Origin of the sequence: Streptomyces sp. 3214.6 (assembly GCF_900129855.1) — a bacterium.
GTDB classification, from domain to species: domain Bacteria; phylum Actinomycetota; class Actinomycetes; order Streptomycetales; family Streptomycetaceae; genus Streptomyces; species Streptomyces soliscabiei.
In genome coordinates this window covers 673,024-697,203 of sequence record NZ_LT670819.1, presented here as the reverse complement: position 1 = coordinate 697,203, position 24,180 = coordinate 673,024, and the positions used below count along the sequence as shown (strand labels likewise).

The 24,180-nt window shown below is 71.6% G+C and carries 23 protein-coding genes; 9 read left to right on the top strand and 14 right to left on the bottom strand.

All coding sequences use genetic code 11. The features are described from left to right. Positions 1 to 19: 19 nt before the first annotated feature. A complete protein-coding gene (locus tag B5557_RS03025) occupies positions 20 to 271 on the bottom strand; it encodes a WhiB family transcriptional regulator (protein ID WP_079657631.1) in 252 nt (83 codons plus the stop codon). A 162-nt stretch (positions 272 to 433) separates the two neighbouring features. After that, positions 434 to 1,336 (bottom strand): LysR family transcriptional regulator ArgP, encoded by a 903-nt coding sequence (locus B5557_RS03020; RefSeq protein ID WP_079657630.1) that lies wholly within the window; start codon positions 1,334 to 1,336, stop codon positions 434 to 436. Between the two features lie 77 nt (positions 1,337 to 1,413). Here B5557_RS03020 and B5557_RS03015 point away from each other — a divergent pair, with 77 nt between their 5' ends. Then, entirely contained in the window at positions 1,414 to 2,028 is a 615-nt protein-coding gene (locus B5557_RS03015) for a LysE/ArgO family amino acid transporter (RefSeq protein WP_079657629.1), read from the top strand. A gap of 128 nt (positions 2,029 to 2,156) precedes the next feature. Beyond that, positions 2,157 to 3,467 carry an MFS transporter gene (locus B5557_RS03010; RefSeq protein ID WP_079657628.1) on the top strand — a complete coding sequence of 437 codons (1,311 nt, stop codon included), beginning with the start codon at positions 2,157 to 2,159 and terminating at the stop codon, positions 3,465 to 3,467. 107 nt (positions 3,468 to 3,574) lie between these two features. Here B5557_RS03010 and B5557_RS03005 read toward each other — a convergent pair whose 3' ends face one another. Together B5557_RS03005 and B5557_RS03000 are read right to left on the bottom strand one after the other, a co-directional pair. Beyond that, positions 3,575 to 4,030: a cyclic nucleotide-binding domain-containing protein gene (locus B5557_RS03005; protein WP_079657627.1), complete on the bottom strand. Its 456-nt coding sequence runs from the start codon at positions 4,028 to 4,030 to the stop codon at positions 3,575 to 3,577. Positions 4,031 to 4,293: 263 nt separating this feature from the next. Next, positions 4,294 to 4,503: a hypothetical protein gene (locus tag B5557_RS03000; protein ID WP_079657626.1), complete on the bottom strand. Its 210-nt coding sequence runs from the start codon at positions 4,501 to 4,503 to the stop codon at positions 4,294 to 4,296. Between the two features lie 126 nt (positions 4,504 to 4,629). Here B5557_RS03000 and B5557_RS02995 point away from each other — a divergent pair, with 126 nt between their 5' ends. From B5557_RS02995 to B5557_RS02975, 5 genes are all read left to right on the top strand, one after another. Then, positions 4,630 to 5,073, top strand: a complete 444-nt coding sequence (locus tag B5557_RS02995) for an ATP-binding protein (RefSeq protein WP_079657625.1) — start codon at positions 4,630 to 4,632, stop codon at positions 5,071 to 5,073. Positions 5,074 to 5,301: 228 nt separating this feature from the next. Then, positions 5,302 to 6,162 carry a SigB/SigF/SigG family RNA polymerase sigma factor gene (locus tag B5557_RS02990; RefSeq protein WP_079657624.1) on the top strand — a complete coding sequence of 287 codons (861 nt, stop codon included), beginning with the start codon at positions 5,302 to 5,304 and terminating at the stop codon, positions 6,160 to 6,162. 58 nt (positions 6,163 to 6,220) lie between these two features. Then, positions 6,221 to 7,159, top strand: coding sequence for an ANTAR domain-containing protein (locus B5557_RS02985; RefSeq protein ID WP_079657623.1), 939 nt, complete (start codon positions 6,221 to 6,223; stop codon positions 7,157 to 7,159). A gap of 86 nt (positions 7,160 to 7,245) precedes the next feature. Continuing rightward, positions 7,246 to 8,127, top strand: a complete 882-nt coding sequence (locus B5557_RS02980) for a DUF1206 domain-containing protein (protein WP_079657622.1) — start codon at positions 7,246 to 7,248, stop codon at positions 8,125 to 8,127. Between the two features lie 28 nt (positions 8,128 to 8,155). Beyond that, positions 8,156 to 8,587 carry a hypothetical protein gene (locus B5557_RS02975; protein ID WP_079657621.1) on the top strand — a complete coding sequence of 144 codons (432 nt, stop codon included), beginning with the start codon at positions 8,156 to 8,158 and terminating at the stop codon, positions 8,585 to 8,587. A 38-nt stretch (positions 8,588 to 8,625) separates the two neighbouring features. Here the strand turns inward: B5557_RS02975 and B5557_RS02970 are convergent, their stop codons facing one another. The 4 genes from B5557_RS02970 to B5557_RS02955 form a co-directional block, all read right to left on the bottom strand. Then, positions 8,626 to 10,899, bottom strand: coding sequence for an FUSC family protein (locus B5557_RS02970; protein WP_079657620.1), 2,274 nt, complete (start codon positions 10,897 to 10,899; stop codon positions 8,626 to 8,628). A gap of 125 nt (positions 10,900 to 11,024) precedes the next feature. Beyond that, positions 11,025 to 12,401 carry an NAD(P)/FAD-dependent oxidoreductase gene (locus B5557_RS02965; RefSeq protein ID WP_079657619.1) on the bottom strand — a complete coding sequence of 459 codons (1,377 nt, stop codon included), beginning with the start codon at positions 12,399 to 12,401 and terminating at the stop codon, positions 11,025 to 11,027. 305 nt (positions 12,402 to 12,706) lie between these two features. Then, positions 12,707 to 13,096, bottom strand: coding sequence for an STAS domain-containing protein (locus B5557_RS02960; protein WP_079657618.1), 390 nt, complete (start codon positions 13,094 to 13,096; stop codon positions 12,707 to 12,709). Between the two features lie 66 nt (positions 13,097 to 13,162). Next, positions 13,163 to 14,044, bottom strand: a complete 882-nt coding sequence (locus tag B5557_RS02955) for an RNA polymerase sigma factor SigF (protein ID WP_231976235.1) — start codon at positions 14,042 to 14,044, stop codon at positions 13,163 to 13,165. 136 nt (positions 14,045 to 14,180) lie between these two features. Here B5557_RS02955 and B5557_RS02950 point away from each other — a divergent pair, with 136 nt between their 5' ends. After that, positions 14,181 to 14,552, top strand: a complete 372-nt coding sequence (locus B5557_RS02950) for a hypothetical protein (protein WP_079657617.1) — start codon at positions 14,181 to 14,183, stop codon at positions 14,550 to 14,552. Next, complete coding sequence (locus B5557_RS02945) at positions 14,549 to 14,998, top strand: ATP-binding protein (RefSeq protein WP_079657616.1); 450 nt, start codon at positions 14,549 to 14,551, stop codon at positions 14,996 to 14,998. Before B5557_RS02950 ends, B5557_RS02945 begins: the two co-directional genes overlap by 4 nt. A gap of 29 nt (positions 14,999 to 15,027) precedes the next feature. On the opposite strand, the gene B5557_RS02940 is transcribed toward B5557_RS02945, so the two are convergent. The 6 genes from B5557_RS02940 to treS all read right to left on the bottom strand — a co-directional run bounded on the left by B5557_RS02940 (position 15,028) and on the right by treS (position 24,174). Further along, entirely contained in the window at positions 15,028 to 15,474 is a 447-nt protein-coding gene (locus tag B5557_RS02940; protein ID WP_079657615.1) for an ATP-binding protein, read from the bottom strand. A gap of 168 nt (positions 15,475 to 15,642) precedes the next feature. Continuing rightward, positions 15,643 to 17,547, bottom strand: coding sequence for an AMP-dependent synthetase/ligase (locus B5557_RS02935; RefSeq protein ID WP_079657614.1), 1,905 nt, complete (start codon positions 17,545 to 17,547; stop codon positions 15,643 to 15,645). A gap of 144 nt (positions 17,548 to 17,691) precedes the next feature. Continuing rightward, positions 17,692 to 18,786 carry a glutamate--cysteine ligase 2 gene (locus B5557_RS02930; RefSeq protein ID WP_079657613.1) on the bottom strand — a complete coding sequence of 365 codons (1,095 nt, stop codon included), beginning with the start codon at positions 18,784 to 18,786 and terminating at the stop codon, positions 17,692 to 17,694. 69 nt (positions 18,787 to 18,855) lie between these two features. After that, a complete protein-coding gene (glgB, locus tag B5557_RS02925) occupies positions 18,856 to 21,060 on the bottom strand; it encodes a 1,4-alpha-glucan branching enzyme (protein WP_079657612.1) in 2,205 nt (734 codons plus the stop codon). A gap of 5 nt (positions 21,061 to 21,065) precedes the next feature. Further along, complete coding sequence (locus B5557_RS42525; protein WP_099938139.1) at positions 21,066 to 22,427, bottom strand: maltokinase N-terminal cap-like domain-containing protein; 1,362 nt, start codon at positions 22,425 to 22,427, stop codon at positions 21,066 to 21,068. A gap of 28 nt (positions 22,428 to 22,455) precedes the next feature. Then, on the bottom strand, positions 22,456 to 24,174 hold the full coding sequence (gene treS / locus B5557_RS02910) for a maltose alpha-D-glucosyltransferase (protein WP_079664560.1): 1,719 nt from the start codon (positions 24,172 to 24,174) through the stop codon (positions 22,456 to 22,458). Positions 24,175 to 24,180: the final 6 nt, after the last annotated feature.

Genomic DNA, 24,180 nt, shown 5'->3' with positions numbered 1-24,180 from the left:
CGCTGTGCGGGGCGCCGTTTCACGAACTGCGCCGGCCTGCCTTGATGCGGCGCTTGAGGGCGCGTCGTTCCGTCTCGCTCAGGCCGCCCCAGACCCCGAGGGTCTGATCGGTCTCCATGGCCCACTCCAGGCATGATTCCCGCACCGGGCAGCGCCGGCAGACCGCCTTCGCCTGTTCCGTCTGCAGCAGTGCCGGCCCCGAGGTGCCGATCGGGAAGAAGAGGTCGGGGTCCTCGCGGCGGCACGCGGCGTGCTGTCGCCAGTCGTCCATCGAAGTCACCTGCGATCACGTCGTATGTGCTTTTCCGGATGAGTTGCTCCCGGTCGGGTCACCGGAGGGACGGATGTGAAACAGCGCGGGCCGCAACGACGTTCACCGCAGGCCCCACGAAGACCCGTACGCCGTCAGCAGGTCGGGGAACGAAGGGCCGGCTCAGTTCCTGAGGGCTCGGGCCGCCGTCGCCGCCACCGCGTCCGCGACCGCCGCCAGCGCGGGCGAGTCGAGCTTCCACTGCTGCCAGTACAGGGGCACGTCGAGCGGGCGATCGGGGGCGAGCAGGACCAGGCGGCCGGAGCGCAGGAACGGCTCGGCCTGCGCCTCGGGCACCATGCCCCAGCCGAAGCCCGCGGCGACGGAGTTCACGAAACCCTCCGAGGTCGGCACGGCGTGCCGTACCGGGCTCGCACTGCCGGAGCCGCGCCCGAGGCCGCGCACGAACGTGTCCTGGAGGTCGTCGCTGCGGTCGAAGCTCATCACGGGCGCCCGGGTCAGCGTCTCGTGCAACGGGCCGTCGGCGAGGTGGCGGTCCGCGAAGTCCGGGCTCGCGGCGGCCAGGTAGCGCATCGTGCCCAGTGCCCGCACCGAGCAGCCCGTGACGGCCTCGGGCGACGAGGTCACCGCGGCCATCACCCGCCCCTCCCGCAGGAGTTCAGCCGTGCGCGTCTCGTCCTCGCGGTGCAGTTCGAAACAGAGCGGCGGCTCCTGCGCCACCCGGGTCAGGGCCGTCAGGAACCAGGTGGCGAGGGAGTCCGCGTTCACCGCGACCGTCACGCGTGTCGACTCGCCCTCGCCGCTCATGCCCAGCTCGGACCGCGTGTCGCGCTCCAGCCGGGCCAGCTGGCGGGCGAACCGCACGACGATCTCACCGGATTCGGTCGCGCGTACCGGCTTGGTGCGCAGCAGCAGGACCCGGCCCGTGCGCTGCTCCAGTGCCTTGACGCGCTGGCTGACCGCCGACGGCGTCACATGCAGGGCCGCGGCGGCCGCGTCGAAGGTGCCCTCGTCCACCACGGCGAGGAGCGTCCGTACCTGGTCGAGGGGGAGGTCCGTCATCATCCGCACATCACGAGAGCTAATGATACGTAAGAATCTTTAGCTGTACGTCCGCTGATCGTTTCCCTAGCGTGGACGGCATGTCCCACGCTCTCTCCGCCGCGGCCGCCGGTTTCGGCACCGGCCTGTCGCTCATCGTCGCCATCGGCGCCCAGAACGCCTTCGTCCTGCGTCAGGGGATCCGCCGTGACGCCGTCCTCGCCGTCGTGGGGATCTGCGCCCTCTCCGACGCCCTGCTCATAGCCCTCGGCGTCGGCGGAGTGGGAGCGCTGGTGGTGGCCTGGCCCGGGGCGCTGAGCGCGGTCGGCTGGATCGGCGGACTGTTCCTGCTCGGCTACGGGGCCCTGGCGGCCCGGCGGGTGCTGCGACCCGGGGGAGCCCTGACGGCGGAGGGGGAGCCCGCCGGCTCCCGACGCCGGGCCGTGCTCACCTGTCTGGCGATGACCTGGCTCAACCCCCACGTCTACCTCGACACCGTGTTCCTGCTCGGCTCCATCGCCGCCGACCGCGGCCCGCTGCGCTGGACCTTCGGTCTCGGCGCCGCGTTCGCCAGCGTGTGCTGGTTCGCCGCGCTGGGCTTCGGCGCCCGGCTGCTCAGCCGCTTCCTGGTCCGCCCCGCCGCCTGGCGCGTCCTGGACGCCGTCGTCGCCGCCACGATGATCGCCCTCGGCCTGACGCTCCTGGCGGGAGCCTGAGCGACGGGAAGCCCGCCGATCGGGGTCCGGAATGTGAGATCACCTGTCCATAGGGGCGGCGAAACCACAGGAGTTGCTGGGATAGTGACCCCCGGACCCGAAAGATGTAACGAGCAACCAGGAAGCGTGTGGACACCAGCGAGGGCAGCACCGCACCCGAGACCGAAGCCGACGACGACGGCCCGAGTCCGCGAGGTGGGCCCCGGAGCGGCTGGCGCCGCTGGGCGATGGACACCCGGCCCCTGCGCCGGCCGACCTATCGACGGCTGTGGTCCTCGACCGTCGTCACGGCCGTGGGCAGTCAGCTCACAGCCGTCGCCGTGCCCAAGCAGATCTACGACATCACCGGCTCCTCCGCCTGGGTCGGCTACGCGAGCCTCGCCGGACTCGTGCCGATGGTGCTGTTCGCGCTGTGGGGCGGGGCGGTCGCCGACACCGTCGACCGTCGCAAGCTCCTGCTGATCACCAACAGCGGCATCGCCGTCACCTCGGTGCTGTTCTGGCTCCAGGCCGTCTCGGGACTCGACTCGGTGGCCGTGCTGATGGTGCTGCTCGCCGCCCAGCAGGCGTTCTTCGGCCTCAACTCGCCCGCCCGCAACGCCTCCATCGCCCGGCTGGTCCCCGCGCACGAACTGGCCGCCGCCAACGCCCTCGGCTCGACGGTCATGCAGACCGGTCTGGTCGCGGGCCCGCTGCTCGCCGGCGCACTGATCCCGGTCATCGGCCTGCCCGAGCTCTACCTTCTCGACGCCGTCGCGCTCTGCGTGACGCTGTGGGCCGTGGTCCGGCTGCCCGCGCTGCCTCCGCCGGCGGGCGCGAGCGCGCGGCGCGCCGGGGTGCGCGAGATCGCGGAGGGGTTCCGGTACATATCCCGGCACAAGGTCCTGCTGCTGTCCTTCCTCGCCGACGTCATCGCCATGGTGTTCGGCATGCCCCGTGCCCTGTTCCCGCAGCTCGCCGCCGAGACGTACGCCTCCTACGGCGAAGGGCTGGCCCTCGGCCTGCTGTTCGCGGCGATCCCCATCGGGGCGGTGCTGGGCGGACTGTTCTCCGGGACGTTCTCGCGGGCGCGCCGGCACGGCTGGATGGTCATCGGCGCGGTCGTCGCCTGGGGGGCGGCCGTCGCCGGGTTCGGGCTGAGCGGCAGTCTGTGGCTCGCGGTGCTGTTCCTGGCCGTCGCCGGCATCGCCGACATGGTGTCGATGGTCTTCCGGGGAGCCATCCTCCTGTCCGCCGCCACCGACGAGATGCGCGGCCGGATGCAGGGCGTCTTCACGGTGGTCGTGGCGGGCGGCCCGCGCCTCGCCGACGTCCTGCACGGCACGGCGGGCGCCGCCTTCGGGCCCCGTGCCGCCGTCGCGGGCGGTGGCCTGCTGGTGGTCGCGTTGATGCTGGGCCTGGCGACCGCAGTGCCCGCGCTGCGTCGGTACCGCATCTGACTCCACCGCCGCGTCCGGCACGGGCCGGCCTACCGCGCTCGGGCACGGGCCCGGTGTACCGCGCTCCGGCACGGGCCCGGTGTACAGCACTCGGGCGCGGGCGGGCTCTACAGCCCCCCGCGCCGTTTCGTCCCGTACTGCTCCATCAGCCTGCCGCGGGTCATCTCCAGCCGGTGCGCGAGGATCTCGGCCACGATCCGCACCAGCGACAACCCGAGCGCCGGATCCTCCTCGCACAGCTTGAGCACCGGCTGCGCCTCGAACTCGTAGGCGCGCACGGGGCTGAAGGCCTCCGCGCCGAAGTCCCACCGGTACGGCGGGAACAGCCACGACCAGCCCAGCATGTCGCCGGCGCCGAGGCTCGCGACGGTGACCCGGCGCAGCGACGTCACCTGCTGGACGAGCGAGACCGCGCCGGAACGGATGACCCAGAAACGGTCGGCCGTGCCGTCCGCCTCGAAGATCCGGGCGTCCTCGGGGAAGGAGACCTCGCGAGCGAGCTCCATGAGGCGCCGACGCTGGGGCAGGGGGAGGGCGGTCAGCAGTTTGGTCGCTTTGGTCATGGCGCGGGGCTCCTCGCCGGCGATCGATGGGGGTCCTTTCCCCTTCCCATTTGAGCCGCTGCGGACGCCCCAGGCACCTCGGCGGACGGCACTTTCCGCAGGAGGGCATGGAAAAGCCCTGGCTGGACGGGGGAAGCCAGCCAGGGCAGCACAGGTGTGGTGCACGGAGGAGGAGCGCCGTCGACCCCGCCCACCACGTATGAATGAACCGTAAACCATTCGGGGAGATTGTGCGTACAGAAAAGCCGGTCGGGTGACCGGTTTCACTGTCGGCCGGGCGTCACGATCTCGTCCAGCACCCTGAGCACCGCCTCGTAGGCGAGAGCCCGGACCCGGGCCTCGCGTGCCGCCTCCGCATCGTCCTGTGCGAGGTCGGCGCCCCGGGCCCGCCAGGCCAGCTGTTCCTCCCGGGCGCAGGCCCTGGCCCGCTGGATGCGCCGCAACAGTTCATCCGAGTCCACGACATCGGTCATGTACTTCGCGTACCCCGCACCGGCGGGTCGATTGCTCCCTGTCCGAGAGGTTTGGCCGCCGCCGAGACGGCCAGCCGAAAAGGAGACGACCAATGACCAGTCGGCAACTGTCAGGGGAGCGAAGGGATGCGTACGAACGACTCGACCGACCGCACGGACGTGGCGGAGGGCCCGTTCCGGTGCGAAGGACCCGAGCAGTGCCGACCGGCAGATGTCCGCAGTGCCGTGCGCCGTGCGGTGAGCGGGTGGCGCGGTGCCACCGGCTGCTCGTGCGACGAGGAGGCTCTCGCGGACGCGCTGCTCGTCGCCTCGGAACTCACGACCAACGCCATCCTCCACGGCGGCGGCGTCACCGGCTTCGACGTCGACGTGGAGGGGCGGGCCGTACGCGTCTCCGTCAGCGACCGCAGCGACCGGCTGCCGGTCAGCGCCGACCCGCTCGACGGCGACGGGCGATGGCGCACCGGTGGCCGCGGCTGGCCGATCGTCTGCCGGCTGGCCCGCGACGTCCGGGTGGCCGATCTGCCCTCCGGGGGCAAGCGCATCACCGCCGTCGTCCCCGTGTTCTGACCGCAGCCGCGCCGTGACCGGACCGGGCCGGTGACCGGGACCCCGTGAAACGCCTTTCCCGCAGGTGGAGTTTGGTCCTCCAGGGGCCGGGCAGACGGAGGTTCGTGCTTCGGACCGGAGGCGCGCCGACGGGAGTGGTATGTCCGCTCCGGGGCGCTGCACGCGCCCCGGCCGGCAGAAGCCCGCCCGTCGCCAATCCCTGACACCACCGTTCAGGAGCGATTCCGTATGCCCATCGACATGTCGACAAACCGTCCCGCCGCGTCCGCGCTCGCCGCCGCATCCACCCCCACGCCCGCCGCCGCGACCGCTCCCGCCACCACCCAGCTACGACGCACTCACGACGACGCCCCCGACACCGCGAGCCGGTTCGCGCGCCTCGTCACTCTGGAGGAGGGGCCGGAGCGGGACGCCGTGCGCGGCGAGATCGTCACCGCCTGGCTGCCCATGGCGCACCGGATCGCCGGCCGCTTTCGCGACCGCGGCGAGGCGATCGAGGACCTGCGGCAGGTGGCTGCCCTCGGACTGGTGAAGGCCGTCGACCGCTTCGACCCCGACCGCGGGGCCTTCGAGAGCTACGCCGTGCCCACCATCACCGGAGAGATCAAGCGGCACTTCCGGGACCGCATGTGGGCGCTGCGGGTGCCGCGCCGGGTGCAGGAACTGCGCAACAAGGTGCGTCTCGCCCGCCGGGAACTGACCCAGAACCCGGGCGCGGCCGAGCCCTCGGTCGCCGACATCGCCGCCCACGCCGGGCTCACCGAGGACGAGGTGAACGCCGGCCTGGAGGCCCTGGAGAGCTTCAGCACCCTGTCGCTGGACGCCGAACTCCCGGCCGGCGACGACGGCTACAGCCTCGCCGACACCCTCGGCGACCCCGACTCCTCCTTCGACGTCGTGGTCGACCGCGAGTCGGCGAAGGAAAGCCTGCGCCGACTGCCGGAACGCGAGCGCGCCATCCTCTACATGCGCTTCTTCGAGGACATGACACAGAGCAGGATCGCCGACCGGTTGGGCATCTCCCAGATGCACGTCTCCCGGCTCATCAGCCGCAGCTGCGAGCGGGTGCGCCAGGAGGCTCTGCGCTGACCCCTCGCGCCGCGCCTCCCACCTTGCGATTCCCACCTGGCGACCCGACGGAGACCCCATGACCGCGGCTGCATCCGGAACAGCGGACGAGGACCCGGAGCGCATCGAACTGGAGCAAGCCGAACTGGAGCAAGCCGAACTGGAGCAAGCCGAACCGGAGCGAGCCGAACTGGAGCGAGCCGAACTGGAGCGCTTGCGTGCCGAAGTGCGCGACCTGCGCGCCCGGTCCCGCGCCCACCCGCTGATCTCCCAGGCGCAGGGCATGCTCCAGGAGCGCTACGCCCTGCCCGACGCCGAGGGCGCGTTCACGCTCATGCGGCAGGCCTCGCAGCGGTTCAACGTCAAGATGCGCACCCTGGCCGGGATCCTGGTGACGACCCCTCGTCCGGACGGACGGACCGCGCTGTGGTTCCCCCGCCGCGTTCGCAGACCCGAGCCCGCCCTCGGCCTGCTGCCGGACGACCCGGCGGGCGGCCGCAGTCGCGGCGCGGTGCTCGGCGCCGTGCTGGACCGCACGCTCGCCGTGGTCGGCACCGGCATGGGCAACGTGCAGACGGTCGACCGGGTCCGGGGCGGCCTGCGCATCGAACGGCACACCGGTCTCACGCAGGACTTCGTCGACTTCTTCGAGCACGTCGGAGAGGCGGGCACAGCCTGTGCCAAGGCCGCCCGCGATCTCGCGCAGGTCACCGTACGGGACGTGGCGAGCGACCCGGTGTTCACCGAGCCGGCTCGGGCGGCCATCCTCGCCGCCGGCAGCGAGGCCTGCCACAGCGTGCCCCTGACCTCGGCGCCCGGCCTGTGCGCCGGCATTGTCTCGGCCCACGTCGACCACCCCCTGCCCGAGCTGCGCCCTTCCCAGCTTCAGACCCTGGACGCCCTCGGCGCCGAGGCCGGCCGCTGGCTCGCCTGGCACGAACGCACTGTCCTCCTGGACGCCCTGGAGTACCTGCACGCCCTCGGCAGGGTCCGGGGCGCCCGCAGGCCGGGGCGGTGAAGGCCACGGGCGCCGGGCCGGGTGTGTCCGGTCCGGGCCGGGGCATTCGAAATCGGCGAGGTTCGGGCACGCTTGGAGGAGGTCGGATGAACACCAGCGCTCTGGCGCACAGCGGCCGCGCCGAGGCGGAGCGGGCGGCGCGGGCGGCGCGGGGGACGATGACGAAGGGCGCCGCCAAGGCCGGGCTCACCGCCCGTGGCGTGATCTATCTGCTGGTCGGAGCGCTGGCCCTGCAGATCGCCTTCGGCCACGGCACACAGCAGGCCGACCGCCAGGGCGCCCTCGGCGAGATCTCGGAGAAGCCCTTCGGCGCGGTACTGCTGTGGGCTCTGGGCATCGGGTTGGTCGGGATGGCGCTGTGGCGGCTGTCCGAAGCCGTCTTCGGCGAGGCCGGGCCCGACGGCCGCAAGGCCAGGAAGCGGCTGCTGGCAGTAGTCCGGTGCGTCTTCTACTCCTTCGTCGCGTACTCCGTCCTCCTCTTCGCCGCCGGATCGGGCGGCGGACGCGGCTCGGGCGGTGGGACCGGTTCGGGCGGCGGAGGCGGTTCGAGCGACGAACAGTCCCGGGACGTCACCGCCCGGGCCCTCGACCTGCCCGCCGGGCAGTGGATCGTGGGGGCGGCGGGCGCCGGGATCGTCGTCGCGGGCGTGTGGATCGCGGCCCGGGCCGTCCTGCGGACCTACCGGGATGACCTGCGGCTGGGCGAGATGTCGCCGGGCGTGCGCCGACTGGTGGACGTCACCGGCGTGGGCGGGGGTGCGGCCCGCGGTCTGGTGTTCGCCGCCGCGGGCGCGTTCGCCGTGCGGGCCGCCGTCGACTACCGCCCGAACAGGGCGAAGGGGCTCGACGACACGCTCCGCTCGTTCGCCGACACCCCGGTCGGACCGGGCCTGCTGGCCTGCGTCGCCGCCGGTCTTGTGCTCTTCGGGCTGTTCTCCCTCGCGATGGCCCGCTGGCGAAACGTCTGATGTCCGCGTGGGTGGGAACACGGAGCAGATGAACGAACCAGAGTTCCCGCCCGACGGACAGCCCGTGGACATGTACCTCGACCTGTTGCGCGTCCGCATGGACAGCGAGGACTACCAGCTCCTGCTGCAGGTCGTCGCACCCGCGCTGCGCGCCCTCGACCAACAGCCACCGGGGAGTCTCGACTTCGCTCTCGACCCGGACGACACCCGGCATCTGCCCCAGGAGGTCCGCGACGAGGCCGCACTGGTCATCGCCACCGCGGTCACCGGCCGGCTGGACAACCAGCTGGTGGAGATCCATGTCGACGGAACCGGTCCGGTCCGGGTGGTCACCGACGCCGCCACCGCGTCCGACCCCACCCGCCTCGCCGAGATCGCCGGCTGCATCCGCCAACGCCAGAAGGACACCGACGAGCTGCGGGGCATCGCGGCCGCGAGCGGTATGTCCACGGAGTTCTGAACTCCCCGCCGGGGGCGGCAGCGCCACCGCCCGCACGCTCACTTCGGCGGCGCCACCGGCGCCCCGAGCGGGCGCGCGAGGCCGACCACCGCCTCGTCCAGGCGCTGAAGGTGCCGCAGCACGCGGTCGGTCACCCGGCCGTAGCGCGGTGTCCCCGGCACCCCCGGCTTCAGCAGCGCGGCGATGCTCGGCCCGGTCAGCACCTCGGCGGTGCTTCGCTCCTGCGCGACGCGCGCGGCGATCGCCCCGATGTTGTGCAGGATGCGCTGCCCGGCCCGGCGCAGCCGCGGGTCCGCCGCGATCGACGGATGCGTCGGCAGCAGTTCGGCCGTGGCCGCCAGGGACCGGGCGTGGTAGGCACAGGTCTCCAGCAGTGCGACGACATAGCGGGCGGTGTCCCGGCGGGTCCGCAGCGGCGTGACCGGATGCGTCAGGGGCTGCGTGGCGGCCCGCAGGTCTGCCAGCGCCTGGTCCAGATCCCGGGCCCGGTCCAGCAGGTCGGCCGGAGGCCCGCCGCTCAGTTGCTCAACGGCCGCTTCGGTGACGTCCGTCAGCCGGTCCAGCACGGTCGTCAGCAGCTCGTTCGTCCGCCGGTCGGTGTGCACCGGCAGCACCAGGGCCGCCGCGACGATTCCGCAGGCCGCGCCCAGCGCCGTCTCCTCCACCCGCAGCACCAGCACCGACAGGCTGTAGGTGTGCAGCAGCGTGTACAGCACCCCCAGCGCCGCCGTCACGAAGAACGACATCAGCGTGTACGACAGCGGCGCGGTGTAGAACATCGCGAACACACAGAGCAGCACCACCGCGAACGCCGTCCACGTGTGATGCCCGACCAGCCCCGCCAGCACGATGCCCGCGACCACGCCGAGCACGGTGCCCAGCAGCCGCCGGTAGCCCTTGACCAGGATCTCCCCCGTGGAGGCGGTGTTCAGGAACACGATCCAGCAGGTCAGCACCGCCCAGTACCAGCGGTGCGAGGACAGCAGCTCGCCGCCGACGATGGCCAGCGACGACCCGACGGCGACCTGTACGGCGGCCCGGGTGGTCGGCCTGCGCAGCCCCCTGGCCTCCTGACCCGCCTCCTCGGCCCCGCCGATCGCGGCGTCCTCCGCGTCCAGCTCCTCACGGGAGCGGGCCGTCTCGGGACTGTCGTCGGACTCGTCCTGGGGCCCGTCGAGCGCGATCCGCAGCCCCAGCACCGCGCGGGCCGCCTCGCCGACACCCCGGAAGACGTCCTGCACCGGCGGTGACGCCTTCGGCAGGTTCTCCTCCTCCCGGTACCCGAGCAGCCGGTTGCGCACCAGCGCCGGCGCGGTCGCATTCCGCGCGACGGGGTGCCGTACGAGCAGTTGCAGGGCCGGCAGCTCGCGCCGCAGGGTGTCCAGGGCCTCGTCCCGCACCGGCAGCGGGCCGGCGTGCGACAGCAGCGCGCCCGGCAGGTGCAGGGTCAGCGTGTCGGCCCGCTCGGCGCTGCGGGCCGTCAGCAAAAGCAGGCCCAGCCGTTCGGCGGCGATCTCGGCGTCGGCGATCCGGCGCTGCACCAGCCGGGCCACCGCCTCGTCCCGGGTGCCCTCCTCCAGCCGGCCCTGGATCATCATGGCCGTGTCGTGCAGCCGGGCGGTGCCCTCGCGCAGCCGGGCGAGAGCCTTGTCGAAATCGTCGGGGCCGGCGTCGAGGAGTTCGAGCTGGGCGTCGAGCAGCTGCGCGAGCCGCGCCCGGAAAGCCTGCCGCAGCCGCTGCAGGATCCCCGTCGGGGTCTGGGGCACCAGCACGAAGCGCACCACCGCGCTGCACCCGAAAGCGACGGCGATCACCCCGTAGTACCCCGGCAGGGCCGACGTCCCGACGCCGACGAACAGCGACAGGAAGTACACCTGGAACCCGATCAGGCCGAGCGCCGTCCCCCGGTCGCCGAACCGGCGGGCGTAGACCGCGCAGAAGATCAGGGCGACGAAGAAGACGTCACCGGCCACCACCCGGGAGCTGAGCAGCGCCGCCAGCGACACCGACGCCAGCGCCACCGGCAGGCCCAGCGCCAGCGTCACCGCCTGCCGGCCGCGCTGCTGCTCCCGGATGGCGAACGTGGCGACCATCGCGGCGATGGCCCCCGCCACCAGATGCGAGACATCCGCACCCAGCAGCGAGAGCACCGCCAGCATCAGGGAGATCGCGCCGACCGTCCGCAGCCCGGCCGCCAGCCGCAGCAGCCCGGGATCGGATGCCGCCACCCGATCCCGCCACCGTGCACCGAACGACCGGGCCGCCGCCCGTACGCCGCCGTGCTCTGCCGCCGGCCTCAACGCCCGTGTCATGTCCCCGGCCGGGCGCGCGCCGCCTGGCGGGCACGCTCGCACACTCCCTCACGCTCGGCTTCGCCCGAGCGGGGGGACCCCCCTGACGCCGCACGCTGATCCGCCCGGGGACATGGCACGGGTTCTCACTCCTCGTCGGGGCCGGAGCCCTCGAGGTGCGCCCGCACCTGGTCGGGCGTCAGATAGCTGTCCGTGTACTCGAAGTCCTTCAGCTTCGCCGCCCGGCGCGCCTGGAAGCCGGTGCGCACGAAATCGTCGCCCGCGACCGCGTTGAGCGTCCAGTTCGTCAGCACCCGGGCCTTGGCCACACCGGTGCGAAGCGCGCCCCAGTGGTAGCCGCGGGCCACGGCCTGCGCAGGCAGCCCCTTCAGCGGGATGCCGAGCGGCTTGGAGACGGCGTCGGTGCCGCCGAGGTCCACGACCAGCCCGAGGTCCTTGTGCACATACGGCCGCATCGACTGGCCGCGCAGCGTCGCGATGACGTTGTCGGCGACGACCTTGCCCTGCCGCATCGCGTGCTGCGCGGTCGGCGGACAGACCGCGCTCTCGTCCTCCTTGGCCCTGTCGGGCACGGCGGCGGCGTCCCCGAGGGCGAACACCCCGTCGTTCCCGGGCAGGTTCATCTCCGCCTCGACGGCGAGCCGCCCGCGGACCGTCTCCGCGCCCAGCGTCGCGATCAGCGGGCTGGCCGCGACGCCCGCCGTCCAGATGAGGGTCCGGGTCGGGACGACCCGCCCGTCGGTGAAGGTGACCTCCTGCGGGCCCGCCTTGGCGATGGACACCCCCAGCGAGATGTCGATGCCCCGCTTGCGCAGTACCTCCTGGGCGCTGTGGCCGAGCTTGTCGCCGAGCTCGGGCATCAGCTTCGGGGCGATGTCGATCAGATGCCACTTGATCAGGCTCTGGTCCAGCCTGGGGTACCGCTTGACCGCGTTGTGCGTGAGCATCTGCAGACAGGCGGCGGTCTCGGTGCCCGCGTAACCGCCGCCCACCACCACGAACTGCAGCCGGGAAGCCCGTTCGGCGGGGTCGTGGCTGGCGTCGGCGAGGTCGAGCTGCGAGATGACGTGGTCGCGGATGTACGCGGCCTCGGCGAGCGACTTCATGCCGAAGGCGTGGTCGGTCAGCCCCGGGATGTCGAAGGTGCGGGTGACGCTGCCGGGAGCCAGCACTATGTAGTCGTACGGCTCGTTGACGATCTCGTCGGTGATGGTCCGGATGACGCAGACCTTCGACTTGAGGTCCACGCCGATCGCGCCGCCCGGAATGATCCGGGTGCGGTACTTCTTGCTGCGGCGCAACGACACGGCGATCGACTGGGGCGTCAGCACCCCGGAGGCGACCTGTGGCAGCAGCGGCAGATAGAGCTGGTAGGCGAACGGTGTCACCAAAGTGACGTCGGCCTCCGCGGCGGCGAGTTTGCGTTCCAGACGCCGAACGCACCCCACTCCCGCGAAGCCCGCGCCCACCACCAGGATCCTGGGTCGTGTCACGATGTCCATCCCTTTCTGCGGCTCCAGGCGGTCTGCCCCGACCTCATGCGCGTGCCCCGCCCGCGGGCCCCTCGCACCTCATCGATCCCACCGCGACCGGACCGGTTCCGCCAGCCGGGCGAGGCATGCAGACGAACGTTTCTCCTGAGGCCACCGTCGTACCCGCCGAACAGCCCCTGTACGCCCCTACCTTTCGGGCAGGCCGACGTCCCTGGCAAGAGCCGGTCCGGAGAACGGACGGGGCACGGGCCGACTCGGGCCCGTGCCCCGTCCTGGCGGATGCCTCTTTTCGCTCTGTGCGGCGCGCGCCTTGCTCAGTCCTGGCCGTCTTGGGGCGGCGCCGGCCGGTCGACGAGGGCCAGGGCCTCCTCGACCTCGGCCGAGACCGGAACCGTGAGACTGACGCCGGTGAGATCCAGGACCCGGCGGACGGCGGGCCTGGGGTTGATCACGTGCACGCTCCCCGGCAGGCCGCGGGCCTCCTGGTACACCCGCAGAATGATGTTCATGCCGGACGAGTCCATGAACGGGACCGCCGAGAGGTCGATGAGGAAGTGCCGTCGGCCGTGATGGAGCTGGTTGGCCAGATGGGCCTGGAACTCGGTCGCGGTGTCGAGGTCGAGATGGCCTTCGACCGTGACCAGGGCGACGTCCTCACGGGGCAGGGTGACCTCGACGGACAGGGGGTTCTGGGCGATGGACACGGATACCTCCGAAAGCGGACGGTCGTGGGCTCCGGGCTCGGTCCGAGCCCGGCGGCGATGCGGGCCTCAGACGAGGTCGGCCCCCAGCAGGCCGGCCCGTAGGCGCCGCACCATGCGGCTGAGCAGCCGCGACACGTGCATCTGGGAGATGCCGAGCTCCTGGCCGATCTCCGCCTGTGTGCGCTCCTCGACGAACCGCAGATGGATGATCTGCCGTTCCCGCTCGTCGAGTTCGGCGATGAGCGGTGCCAACGAGTGGAAGTCCTCCACCAGTTCCAGCGCCGGTTCCTCCGCGCCGATGAAGTCGGCCAGCACCGACTCGCCGTCCGCGCCGCCGTCGGAGGTGAGCGCCGCGTCGAGGGAGGCGGAGGTGTAGCAGTTGGACGCCTTGCGCGCCTCGATGACCTCCTCCTCCGACAGCGACATCAGCTGCGACAGCTCACGCGTCGTGGGCGCCCGGCCCAGCCGCGACTGCAACTCCTCGGTCGCCCTGGCCAGTTCGACCCGAGCCTCCTGAAGTCGGCGCGGCACGTGCACCGCCCAGCTGGTGTCCCGGAAGAAACGCTTGATCTCGCCGACGATGTACGGCACGGCGAACGAGGTGAACTCGACCTCGCGGGACAGCTCGAACCGGTCGATGGCCTTGATCAGCCCGATCGTGCCGACCTGGACGATGTCCTCCATCGAGTCGCCCCGGCCGCGGAAGCGCGAGGCCGCGTACCGCACGAGCGACAGGTTCATCTCGATCAGGGTGTTGCGCACGTACTGGTACTCGTGTGTGCCCTCCTCCACGACGGCCAGCCGGTCGAAGAAGCGGCGCGACAGCTCCCGCGCGTCCTTCGGGCTCACCTCGGTGGGTATGTCGATGAGCGGAACCCCTCCGCGCGGGTCCTCGGTGCCCGCCTGCTGTGCCGTGGCCGTCGTTGCCTGTGCCGTCACGGCATCCATGCCGCTCACTCCGTTCGTCGAGCCGGTCGATGACGCAGTCCGTCTGCCCCCGCATCCGCTTCTCATGCCGAACACATTTCGAATGCGGCTGCCGCGGCAGGGTAATTGGTGCTGTGGGGCGCGAGAAGGGAGCAGTGTGACCATCGACGGAATCTGGTCGTACGCGCCGGGCAGCGGCGCTGTCGAGGGGCAGGACCTGACCGGCTACGCCGTCGTGACCACCGACGGCACCCTCGGACATGTGGAACGTGAGGCCGGCCCGCACGGCATGCGGCACCTGGTCGTCGACACGGGCGTCTGGCTGTTCGGCAGGAGCGCCGTCGTCCCGGTCGGCGTCGTGACGCGCGTCGATCACGCGGGCCGCAAGGTCTCCCTGGCCTGTACCGGGGACGAGGTCAAGGAAGCACCGCGCTTCCGCACCGACAGCGAGACGACGGATCCGGCGTACCTCGCCGCCGTCGGCGACCACTACCGCCGGCTGACCCCGCGCGGGACGACGCCGGCGTGAGAGAGGAGGAACTCGCGTCCGCCGGGCCGGCCACGGGTCCGGCGGCGCCGGTGACGACCGCCGCGTCCGCCCGGGCCCACGCCCGCTCGGTGGTGGCCGCCGGCTGGGACCCGTCGGTGCGGCCGGCCCGGGAGGCGGACGTCATCGACCTGCTGCTGGTCGTCTCGGAACTGGTGGCCAACGCGCTGCGGCACGGCGGCGGACTCGCCGGGTTCGAGATGACGCCCGTGGACGACGGGATCCGGCTGGCCGTGCACGACCACAGCGAGGACCTGCCCGCCGCGGCATGCGGAGCGGACGTGGCACCGGCCGGACACCGCACGGGCGGCTACGGCTGGCCCCTGGTCGTCCGACTGGCCCGGGACGTCACCATCGAGAAACGGTCGACGGGAGGCAAGACGATCACCGTGTTCGTGCCGATCCGGCCCACGGGCCCGACGGGCTGACGGGAGCGACCGGGCGCCCGTCACCGCCGTCACCAGGGCAGAAACACGTGGACGTCCTTCCCCTCACCTCGGCCCACCTCGTTCGGCACCACGCTGACCTGGCTGCAGAGGGTCTGCACCAGATACCAGCCGATGCCACCGCCCCCGCTGTCGGGATGGAACGGCCGGGGCGCGGGCGGCGCGCTGTTGGTGTCGTGGACCGTGACATGCACACCGTCGAACGTGCGGCGAAGGTGCAGTTCGAAGGGGCCGGGAGCGTACTGGACCGCATTGGCGGCCAGCTCCGCCACGATCAGCACGATGTCGTGCCAGCACTCCGGCGCCGCGGGCGGCGAGGCCCGCGCCAGCTCATCGAGGAACTCCTCCGCGGCCAGCCGCGCACCCGTCACATCCTGCGGTTCACCCGCGAAACGGGCCGTACGGCTCGGAATCGCCCAGGAGGACAATGCGTCGTTACCACGCGGCTCGGTTGCCATGTCGTCTGTGCGGCCCCGCTGCTGCCGGGACCGTCGTCCTTTCTCGTACGGCTCTCAGGCTTCGCCCCCTTCAGGGTTCCCGGGCCCGCACAGGCTACGCGTCCGCCACCCGCCGGCCTACGACCGCGGCGGCCCACCCGGGGCCGCCCGCCGTCCACGCGCTGTGACTCAACGGAACACGTCGTCCGCGTCGTCCCAGCTCAGCACCTCCTCCGGCGCGCTCTGCCGGGGCGGGCGCGCCCGCGCCTGGTACATCGCCTCGATCTCCGCCGCGTAGTGCGCCACGATCGAGTCACGGCGCAGCTTCATCGAGGGCGTCAGCAGACCGTTGGTCTGGTCGAACGGCTGCGGCAGGATACGGAACGCCCGGATCGACTCCGAACGGGACACCGCGCTGTTCGCCGCGGCCACGGCCCGCCCGATCTCCTCCCGCAGGGCGTTCTCCTCGCGGGCCTCCCGGCTCTGCGTGTCGCCGTACAGCGTGAGGCGGCCGCGCCAGTGCGCCAGGAAATCGGGGTCCAGGGTGATCAGCGCGCCCACACAGGGCCGGTTGTCGCCCACGACCACCGCCTGGTGCACGAGCGGATGCATCCGCAGCCGCTGCTCCAGCGCGGTCGGCGCCACGCTCTTGCCGCTGCTGGTGATGATGACGTCCTTCTTGCGCCCCGTGATCGTGAGATAGCCGTCCGAGTCCAGGAACCCGAGGTCGCCCGTGGCCAGCCAGCCGCCCCACAGCGCGGCCCGCGTCGCGGTGTCGTCGCCCACATAGCCCTGGAACACCGACGGGCCGCGCACCAGGATCTCCCCGTCCTGCGCCACCCGGATCTCCGTGCCCGGCAGGGCCTGACCTACGGTGCCCGACTTCTCCCGGCCCAGCGGCTGCATGGTGATCCCGCCGCCGGTCTCGGTCAGGCCGTACCCGTCGTGCACATAGATGCCGATGCCCTCGTAGAACAGGGACAGGTCGCGGTGGAGCGGGGAGCCGCCCGAGGTGGCGCGGTGGACGCGACCGCCCAGCGCGGCCCGGAGTCTGCGGTACACCGTCCGTTCGAAGAGGGCGTGCTGGAACCGCAGGTCGAAACCGGGCCCCGAGCCGCGGCCCAGCCGCTGCCGTTCCACGGCGGCCGCGAAATCCCGGGCGGTCTCCGCCGCCCGCTCGAACAGCACCCCGCGGCCCGATTCCTGGGCCGCCCGCAGGAAGTTCTTGTAGATCTTCTCGAACACCGACGGGACCGCGTACAGATACGTCGGACGGAAGGTGCGCAGCGACTCCGACAGCGCGTCCGCGCCGAGATCGGGCTCGTGACCCATCAGGATGCCACCGCGCAGGCAGAGGCCCTGGATCATCAGCCCGTACACGTGGGAGAACGGCAGGAAGGCGAGGACGCTCGGCTGCTCACCCGCGGGCGCGGCCGTGTGCCCCCAGCCGGCCAGCAGCGTGTCGCAGGGGCTCGCCAGGCTGCGGTGACTCAGCGCGCAGCCCAGCGGCCGGCCCGAGGTGCCGGAGGTGTAGGCGATCACCGCGGTGGAGTCGGGCAGCACGATCCGGCGCAGCGAGTCCACCGTGGTCCCCGGCACCAACTCGCCGCGCCGCCCGAGTTCTTCGAGCGCACCCGCGTCCAACTGCCAGACGTGCCGCAGCGCGGGCAGGGCCGCGCACACCGATCCCACGGTCATGACGCTCTGTTCGTCCTCGACGACCACGCCCACACAACGGGCGTCCCGCAGGATCCACTCGACCTGCTCGCGCGAGGACGTCGGATAGACGGGGACGACCTCGGCTCCCACCGCCCACAGCGCATGGCAGAGCACCGTCCACTCGTACCGGGTGCGCGCCATGATCGCCACGCGGTGACCGGGCTTGATGCCGGACGCCACGAACCCCTTGGCGAGGTCGATCACCTCGTCCCGCAGTTCGACGGCCGTGACCTCCTGCCAGCCGGCGGAGGCGGCGTCCGGGCGACGGGAGAGCACCGGGAGGGTGGGGGTACGGGCGGCTGTCTCGAAAACGCTGTCGGCGAGCCCTCCGGTCAGGGGCGGGACGGTGCGGGGAGCGAGGGCGAAGTCGCGCATGCGCTGCTCCTGTGACGTGTACGGACTGTGACACCGCCGACGGGAACCGTTATCGACGGTGGTCGAATCTAGCCCAGGCGGGTCCGGTTGTGGCCTGGAACGAATAAGTAATCCGCCTTGATGATCTCGACGGGGTGGATCGCCTCAGGCCTGGGTGTGCCGCACGCACGTCGTGACGACCTCGCGCAGACTTCCCGTGCGCTCCCACACCTCCCGCTGGATCCGTGAACCGTTGCCGTTCTTCAGCAGTTCGGCACAGGACGCCCGGGCCCGCTCCAGGTCCCCGCTGTCCGCCAGCGCATCCTCGACATGCGCCAGCAGAGCCCGTACGACCGTCTCGGCGCGGGTGCGCCGCATGGTCGCCGGGTGCAGCAGATCCGCGGTCAGCCCCGAGCGGGCGGCGCGCCAGCCGGCCAGCCGCAGCAGGCTCACACTGTGGTCCAGCGGATCGAGGCGGGCCTCCCACTCGCGGGCGGCCGTCTCGACGAGGCCCCGCACCAGCGTGGCGATCAGCACGGCGGTGTCCGCGTGCAGACAGACGTCCGCGACCCGCACCTCCACCGTCGGATAGCGCGCCGACAGCCGGGCGTCGAAGTAGACCATGGCCTCGTCGAGGATCGTGCCCGTGGCCACCATGTCCGCCACCCGCCCGTGGTAGCGCTCCGCCGAACCGAACAGCTCGGTCGGACCCGCCGACGGCCAGCGCTGCCACACCCGGCTGCGATAACTGCTGTAGTCCGTCTCCTTGCCCTGCCAGAACGGCGAGTTGGCACTCAGTGCCGCCAGCACCGACAGCCAGGGCCGGATCCGGTCGATGACCGCGACACCCTCCTCGTCGGAGCCGACGGAGACATGGACGTGACACCCGCACACGATCTGTTCACGGGTCGCGATGCCGTACTGATCCGCCATCCACTGGTAGCGCCGGCCCCTGCTGACGGAGGGGCGCACCGCGAGCGGCGACGTGGCGAGCGCGGCGACCGCGCACCCTGTCTCCCGCGCGTGCCGTGCCGCCTCTCCGCGGATCCGCACGATCTCCGCGCCGAGCTCGCCCATGCCCGACTGCGGGTGGGTGGCGAACTCGAGCATCTGGTTGTGCAGTTCCTTCTGGAAGACCGGCGGCTCCTCCGCCTCCTCGCACCGCGAGGCGCGGGCGAGGACGGCGGCCGACAGGGCTTGCGGCTCCCCGGTCTCCGGGTCGACCAGGAGGAGCTCCTCCTCCACTCCGACGGTGCGCACGGGATGCGGCCTTTCTCTGCGGCCTTCGTAGGCGGGTGGTACGCACCCGACTGCCCCGTCCGGTCCTGTTCACACGGACGAAGGGGTCAGCCACACCGTGGCCAGGGGTGGCAGCGTCAGCCGGAGCTCCCCCCGCTCGGGTGCGACCGGGGCGGGGCCGACGACACCGCTGCCGCCGTAGCGCTCGGCATCGGTGTTCAGCAGCTCCCGCCAGGCCGGGACGTCGCCGGGGACGGCGAGCGGGTAGTCGTGGCGCACGACGGGGGAGAAGTTGCTGACGGCGAGGAGCGGCGCGCCCTGGGCGTCGTGGCGCAGGAACGCGAACACGTTGTCGTCCGCGGCGTCGCCGACCACCCACCGGAACCCGGCCGGGTCGGTGTCGCGCTCCCACAGGGCGGGCGTGGCCCGGTAGACCGCGTTGAGATCACGCACCAGGTCCCGCACCCCCCGGTGGTCGCCCGCGGACGCGTACCCCGGTTCCAGCAGCCACCACTCGGGGCCGTGCTCCTGCGACCACTCCGCGCCCTGGGCGAACTCCTGCCCCATGAAGAGCAGTTGCTTGCCCGGATGGGCCCACATGAAGCCCAGGTAGGCGCGGTGGTTGGCCCGCCGCTGCCACCAGTCGCCGGGCATCTTCGACACCAGAGCCTGCTTGCCGTGGACGACCTCGTCGTGCGAGATCGGCAGGACGTAGTTCTCGCTGTAGGCGTACACCATCGAGAAGGTCATCTCGTTGTGGTGGTACTTGCGGTGCACCGGCTCCTTGGCGATGTACTGCAGCGAGTCGTGCATCCAGCCCATGTTCCATTTCAGCCCGAACCCCAGACCGCCGCTGTCGGTCGGCCTGGTCACCCCGTCCCAGGCGGTGGACTCCTCGGCGATCGTCACGACCCCCGGATTGCGCCGGTACACCGTCGCGTTCATCTCCTGCAGGAACGCCATCGCGGCCAGGTCCTCGCGGCCGCCGAACACGTTCGGCGACCACTGCCCGGAGTCCCGTGAGTAGTCGAGATAGAGCATCGAGGCGACGGCGTCCACCCGCAGCCCGTCGACATGGAACTCCTCGCACCAGTAAGTGGCGTTCGCCACCAGGAAGTTGCGCACCTCGATGCGCCCGAAGTCGAACTCGAACGTCCCCCAGTCCGGATGCTCGGCCCGCCGCGAGTCCCCGGGCTCGTAGAGCGGGTCCCCGTCGAACCGCGCCAACGCCCAGTCGTCCTTGGGGAAGTGCGCCGGCACCCAGTCCACGATCACGCCGATTCCGGCCCGGTGCAGGGCGTCCACCAGGAACTTGAAGTCGTCCGGCGTGCCGAGCCGCGAGGCCGGCGCGTAGAAACCGGTGACCTGGTATCCCCAGGAACCCGCGAACGGATGCTGGGCGACCGGCATGAACTCCACATGGGTGAAGCCGAGGTCGCTGACATACGGCGGCAGCTCCTCGGCCAGCTGACGAAACGTCAGCCCTGGCCGCCAGGAGGGGAGATGGACCTCGTACACGGAGAACGGAGCCACATGCACGGGCACGTCGCCCCGGTGCGCCATCCACTCCTGGTCCGCCCACTCGTAGTGCGAGGCGTGCACGATCGACGCGGTGTCCGGCGGCACCTCCGCGCACCGGGCCATCGGATCGGCCTTGAGGAAGCGGTGGCCGTGGCGGGAGGTGATTTCGAACTTGTACCGGGCGCCCTCGCCGATCCCGGGCAGGAAGAGCTCCCACACGCCGGACGAACCCAGGGACCGCATCGGGAACGCGGTCCCGTCCCAGCAGCAGAAGTCGCCGGCGACCCGCACGCCCTGGGCGTTCGGCGCCCACACCGTGAACCGGGTGCCGATCACCCCCTGGTGGGCCATCGGCTCCGCGCCGAGCGCCTTCCACAACGCCTCGTGCCGCCCCTCACGGATGAGATGCAGATCGAGATCGCCGAGAGCCGGCAGGAAGCGGTAGGGGTCGTCCACCTTCTGCTCGACGCCCTCGTACGACACCAGCAGCGTGTACGCGGGGATCGCATCGAGCGGCAGAACGACGGCGAACAGACCGTCGCCCTCGGAGACCAGCGGGGTGGGGTCGCCGTCGATCACGACGCTCACGGCGTCCGCGAAGGGCCGCAGCACCCGGAAGAGGATCCCGCCCGGCACCGGGTGCGCGCCCAGCAAGCCGTGCGGATCGTGGTGGGCGCCCGAGAGCAGCCGCCCACGGTCGCCGGCGTCGAGCGCGGGCGCCGTGCGCGGGCGGGGGCCGGCCGACTCGGGCGGAGAGATGTCACGCAGGGCCACAGGGGTCAGCCTCCTCGGACGGCGAGTCGCTCGATCGCCGCCATGGGTACGGGCAGCCAGTCGGGACGGTTACGGGCCTCGTACAGCACTTCGTACACGGCTCGGTCCGTCTCGTAGGCACGCAACAGGGCATGTTTCTTACGGGGGTCCCAGCCCGCGCGGGCTGCATAGCCCGCGCAGTAGGCCTCCCGGCAACGGCGCGCCCACTCCGGCCGCCACGGGCGGCGCTGGCGGGCGGCGTAGTCGAACGAGCGCAGCATCCCGGCGATGTCCCGGACCGGGGAGTGGGCGCTGCGCCGTTCGGCCAGCGGACGCGACGGCTCGCCCTCGAAGTCGATGACGAACCAGTCCCGTCCGGCGCGCAGGACCTGACCGAGGTGCAGGTCGCCGTGGATGCGCTGGGCGGGCGGGCCGGCATCGCACACGGACAGCGCGCCGAAGGCGGTGGTCAGGCCCGGGACGAACGGGCGCAGCGCCGGCACATGGTGCGCGGCCGCCTCCAGCCGCTCGGTCATCGCCGCCGCCGTCCGCCCGTCCTCGGCGTCCGGACCGGCCGGGAGCGCCGCGGCCAGCGCGAGGTGGACGTCCGCCGTGGCCCGTCCCAGTTCCTCGGCCTCCGCCGTGAAGTCCTCACCGCGAGCGAGGGCCCGCAGCGCCAGTGTCCAGCCGTCGGAGGCGTCGGGCAGGAAGGGCTGGAGCACGCCGAGCGTCGCCTCCTGCGGATGCGTCGTCCGGAACCAGGCCACGGGCGCGGGTACCCGCCCGCACCCCTGCCCGGCCAGCGCGACCGGCACCTCCAGATCGGGGTTCACCCCCGCCTGGATCCGCCGGAAGATCTTCAGGATGAACGCGTCCCCGTACACCAACGAGGTGTTGGACTGCTCGGCCTCCAGCAGCCGCGGCGCCAGCCCCGGAGGCAGCGACACACACGGGGCCGACTCGAAGCACAGCGGGCCCAGCGTGCCGGGATGCCGCATCCGCTCCAGGAGCAGATGCGCCGACCGGGGGTCCTGCAACGCGTCATGGACCGTCAGCCCCGCCATCGGTCCTTCCTCCACCCTGCCGATCAGGGCACGGCCCAGCCGAGGCGACAGATGCTCCTGGATGCCGAGGAGGAGCTGATAGCAGTCACCGGCCGGGGGAGTGCCGCCGGGTGTCGGGAGGCCCGACTGATCGGCGTGCACGAGCAGATGCAGACAGCCGGGATACAGCTCGGTCATCGACAGCATGCGCAGGTCGGTGAGGGGCCGGTCCTTGCCGGCGAACCAGCGCTGGCGCGGCAGCCACTCGCACAGCAGCGCGGCGAGCGGCCCGCCGGAGCGGACGCCGCTCGCGCTGCCGGGGCGCAGGGGTGCGGTCTTCGTCACGGTGACCCATCCTTTCCTCGGCGCACGCTCACGGGCGGCGGCCGATCCGGGACGCGGCTCTGGTGAGCCGGAACCAGTAGAAGCCGTGGCCCGCGAGGGTGAGCAGGTAGGGCAGTTCACCGATGGCGGGGAAACGGACTCCGCCGAACAGCTCGACGGGATGGCGGCCGTCGAACCGGCGCAGGTCGAGCTCGGTGGGCTGGGCGAAGCGCGAGAAGTTGTGCACGCACAGCACCAAGTCGTCCTCGTACTCGCGCAGGAAGGCGAGGACGGCGGGGTTGGAGGACTGCAGTTCGGTGTAGGTCCCGAGGCCGAAGGCGGGGTTCTGCTTCCGGATCTCGATCATCCGCCGGGTCCAGTGCAGCAGCGACGACGGCGACGACATCGACGCCTCGACGTTGGTGACCTGGTAGCCGTAGACGGGGTCCATGATCGCGGGGAGGGACAGTCTGCCGGGGTCGCAGGAGGAAAAACCTGCGTTGCGGTCCGGTGTCCACTGCATGGGGGTGCGGACGGCGTCGCGGTCGCCGAGCCAGATGTTGTCGCCCATGCCGATCTCGTCGCCGTAGTAGAGGATCGGCGAGCCGGGGAGGGACAGGAGCAGCGCGGTGAACAGCTCGATCTGGTTGCGGTCGTTGTCCAGCAGTGGTGCGAGCCGGCGCCGGATGCCGATGTTGGCGCGCATCCGGGGGTCTTTCGCGTATTCCGCGTACATGTAGTCGCGTTCTTCGTCGGTGACCATTTCGAGGGTCAGCTCGTCGTGGTTCCGCAGGAAGATGCCCCACTGGCAACTCGACGGGATCGCCGGGGTCTTGGCGAGGATTTCCGAGACGGGGTAGCGGGATTCCCGGCGTACCGCCATGAAGATGCGGGGCATGACGGGGAAGTGGAACGCCATATGGCATTCGTCGCCGCCGGAGGAGTAGTCGCCGAAGTAGTCGACGACGTCCTCCGGCCACTGGTTGGCCTCGGCGAGGATCACCGTGTCCGGGTAGTGCGCGTCGACGTCGCGACGCACCCGCTTCAGGAACTCGTGCGTCGCGGGAAGGTTCTCGCAGTTCGTGCCCTCGGCCGCGTAGAGATAGGGCACCGCGTCCAGCCGGAAGCCGTCGATCCCGAGGTCCAGCCAGAAGCGGAGGGCGGCCAGGATCTCCTCCTGCACGGCCGGGTTCTGGTAGTTGAGGTCCGGTTGGTGGGAGAAGAAGCGGTGGAAGAAGTACTGCTTGCGGACGGGGTCGAAGGTCCAGTTGGAGACCTCGGTGTCGACGAAGATGATGCGGGCGTCGGCGTACTGTTTGTCGTCGTCGGCCCACATGTAGTAGTCGCCGTAGGGTCCGTCGGGGTCCTTCCTCGATTCCTGGAACCACGGGTGCTGGTCGCTGGTGTGGTTCATCACGAAGTCGATGATGACGCGCATGCCGCGTTGGTGTGCGGCGTCGACGAATTCCACGAAGTCGGCGAGGTCGCCGAATTCGGGGAGGACGGAGGTGTAGTCGGACACGTCGTATCCGCCGTCGCGGAGCGGTGATTTGAAGAACGGCGGGAGCCAGAGGCAGTCGACTCCGAGCCATTGCAGGTAGTCGAGTTTGGCGGTGATGCCCTTGAGGTCGCCGACGCCGTCGCCGTTGCTGTCCTGGAAGGAGCGGACGAGGACCTCGTAGAACACGGCGCGTTTGAACCACTCGGGGTCGCGGTCCTTGGCGGGTGTGTCCTCGAAGGTGTCCGGAACGGGTGAGTTGACGGTCATGGCGGT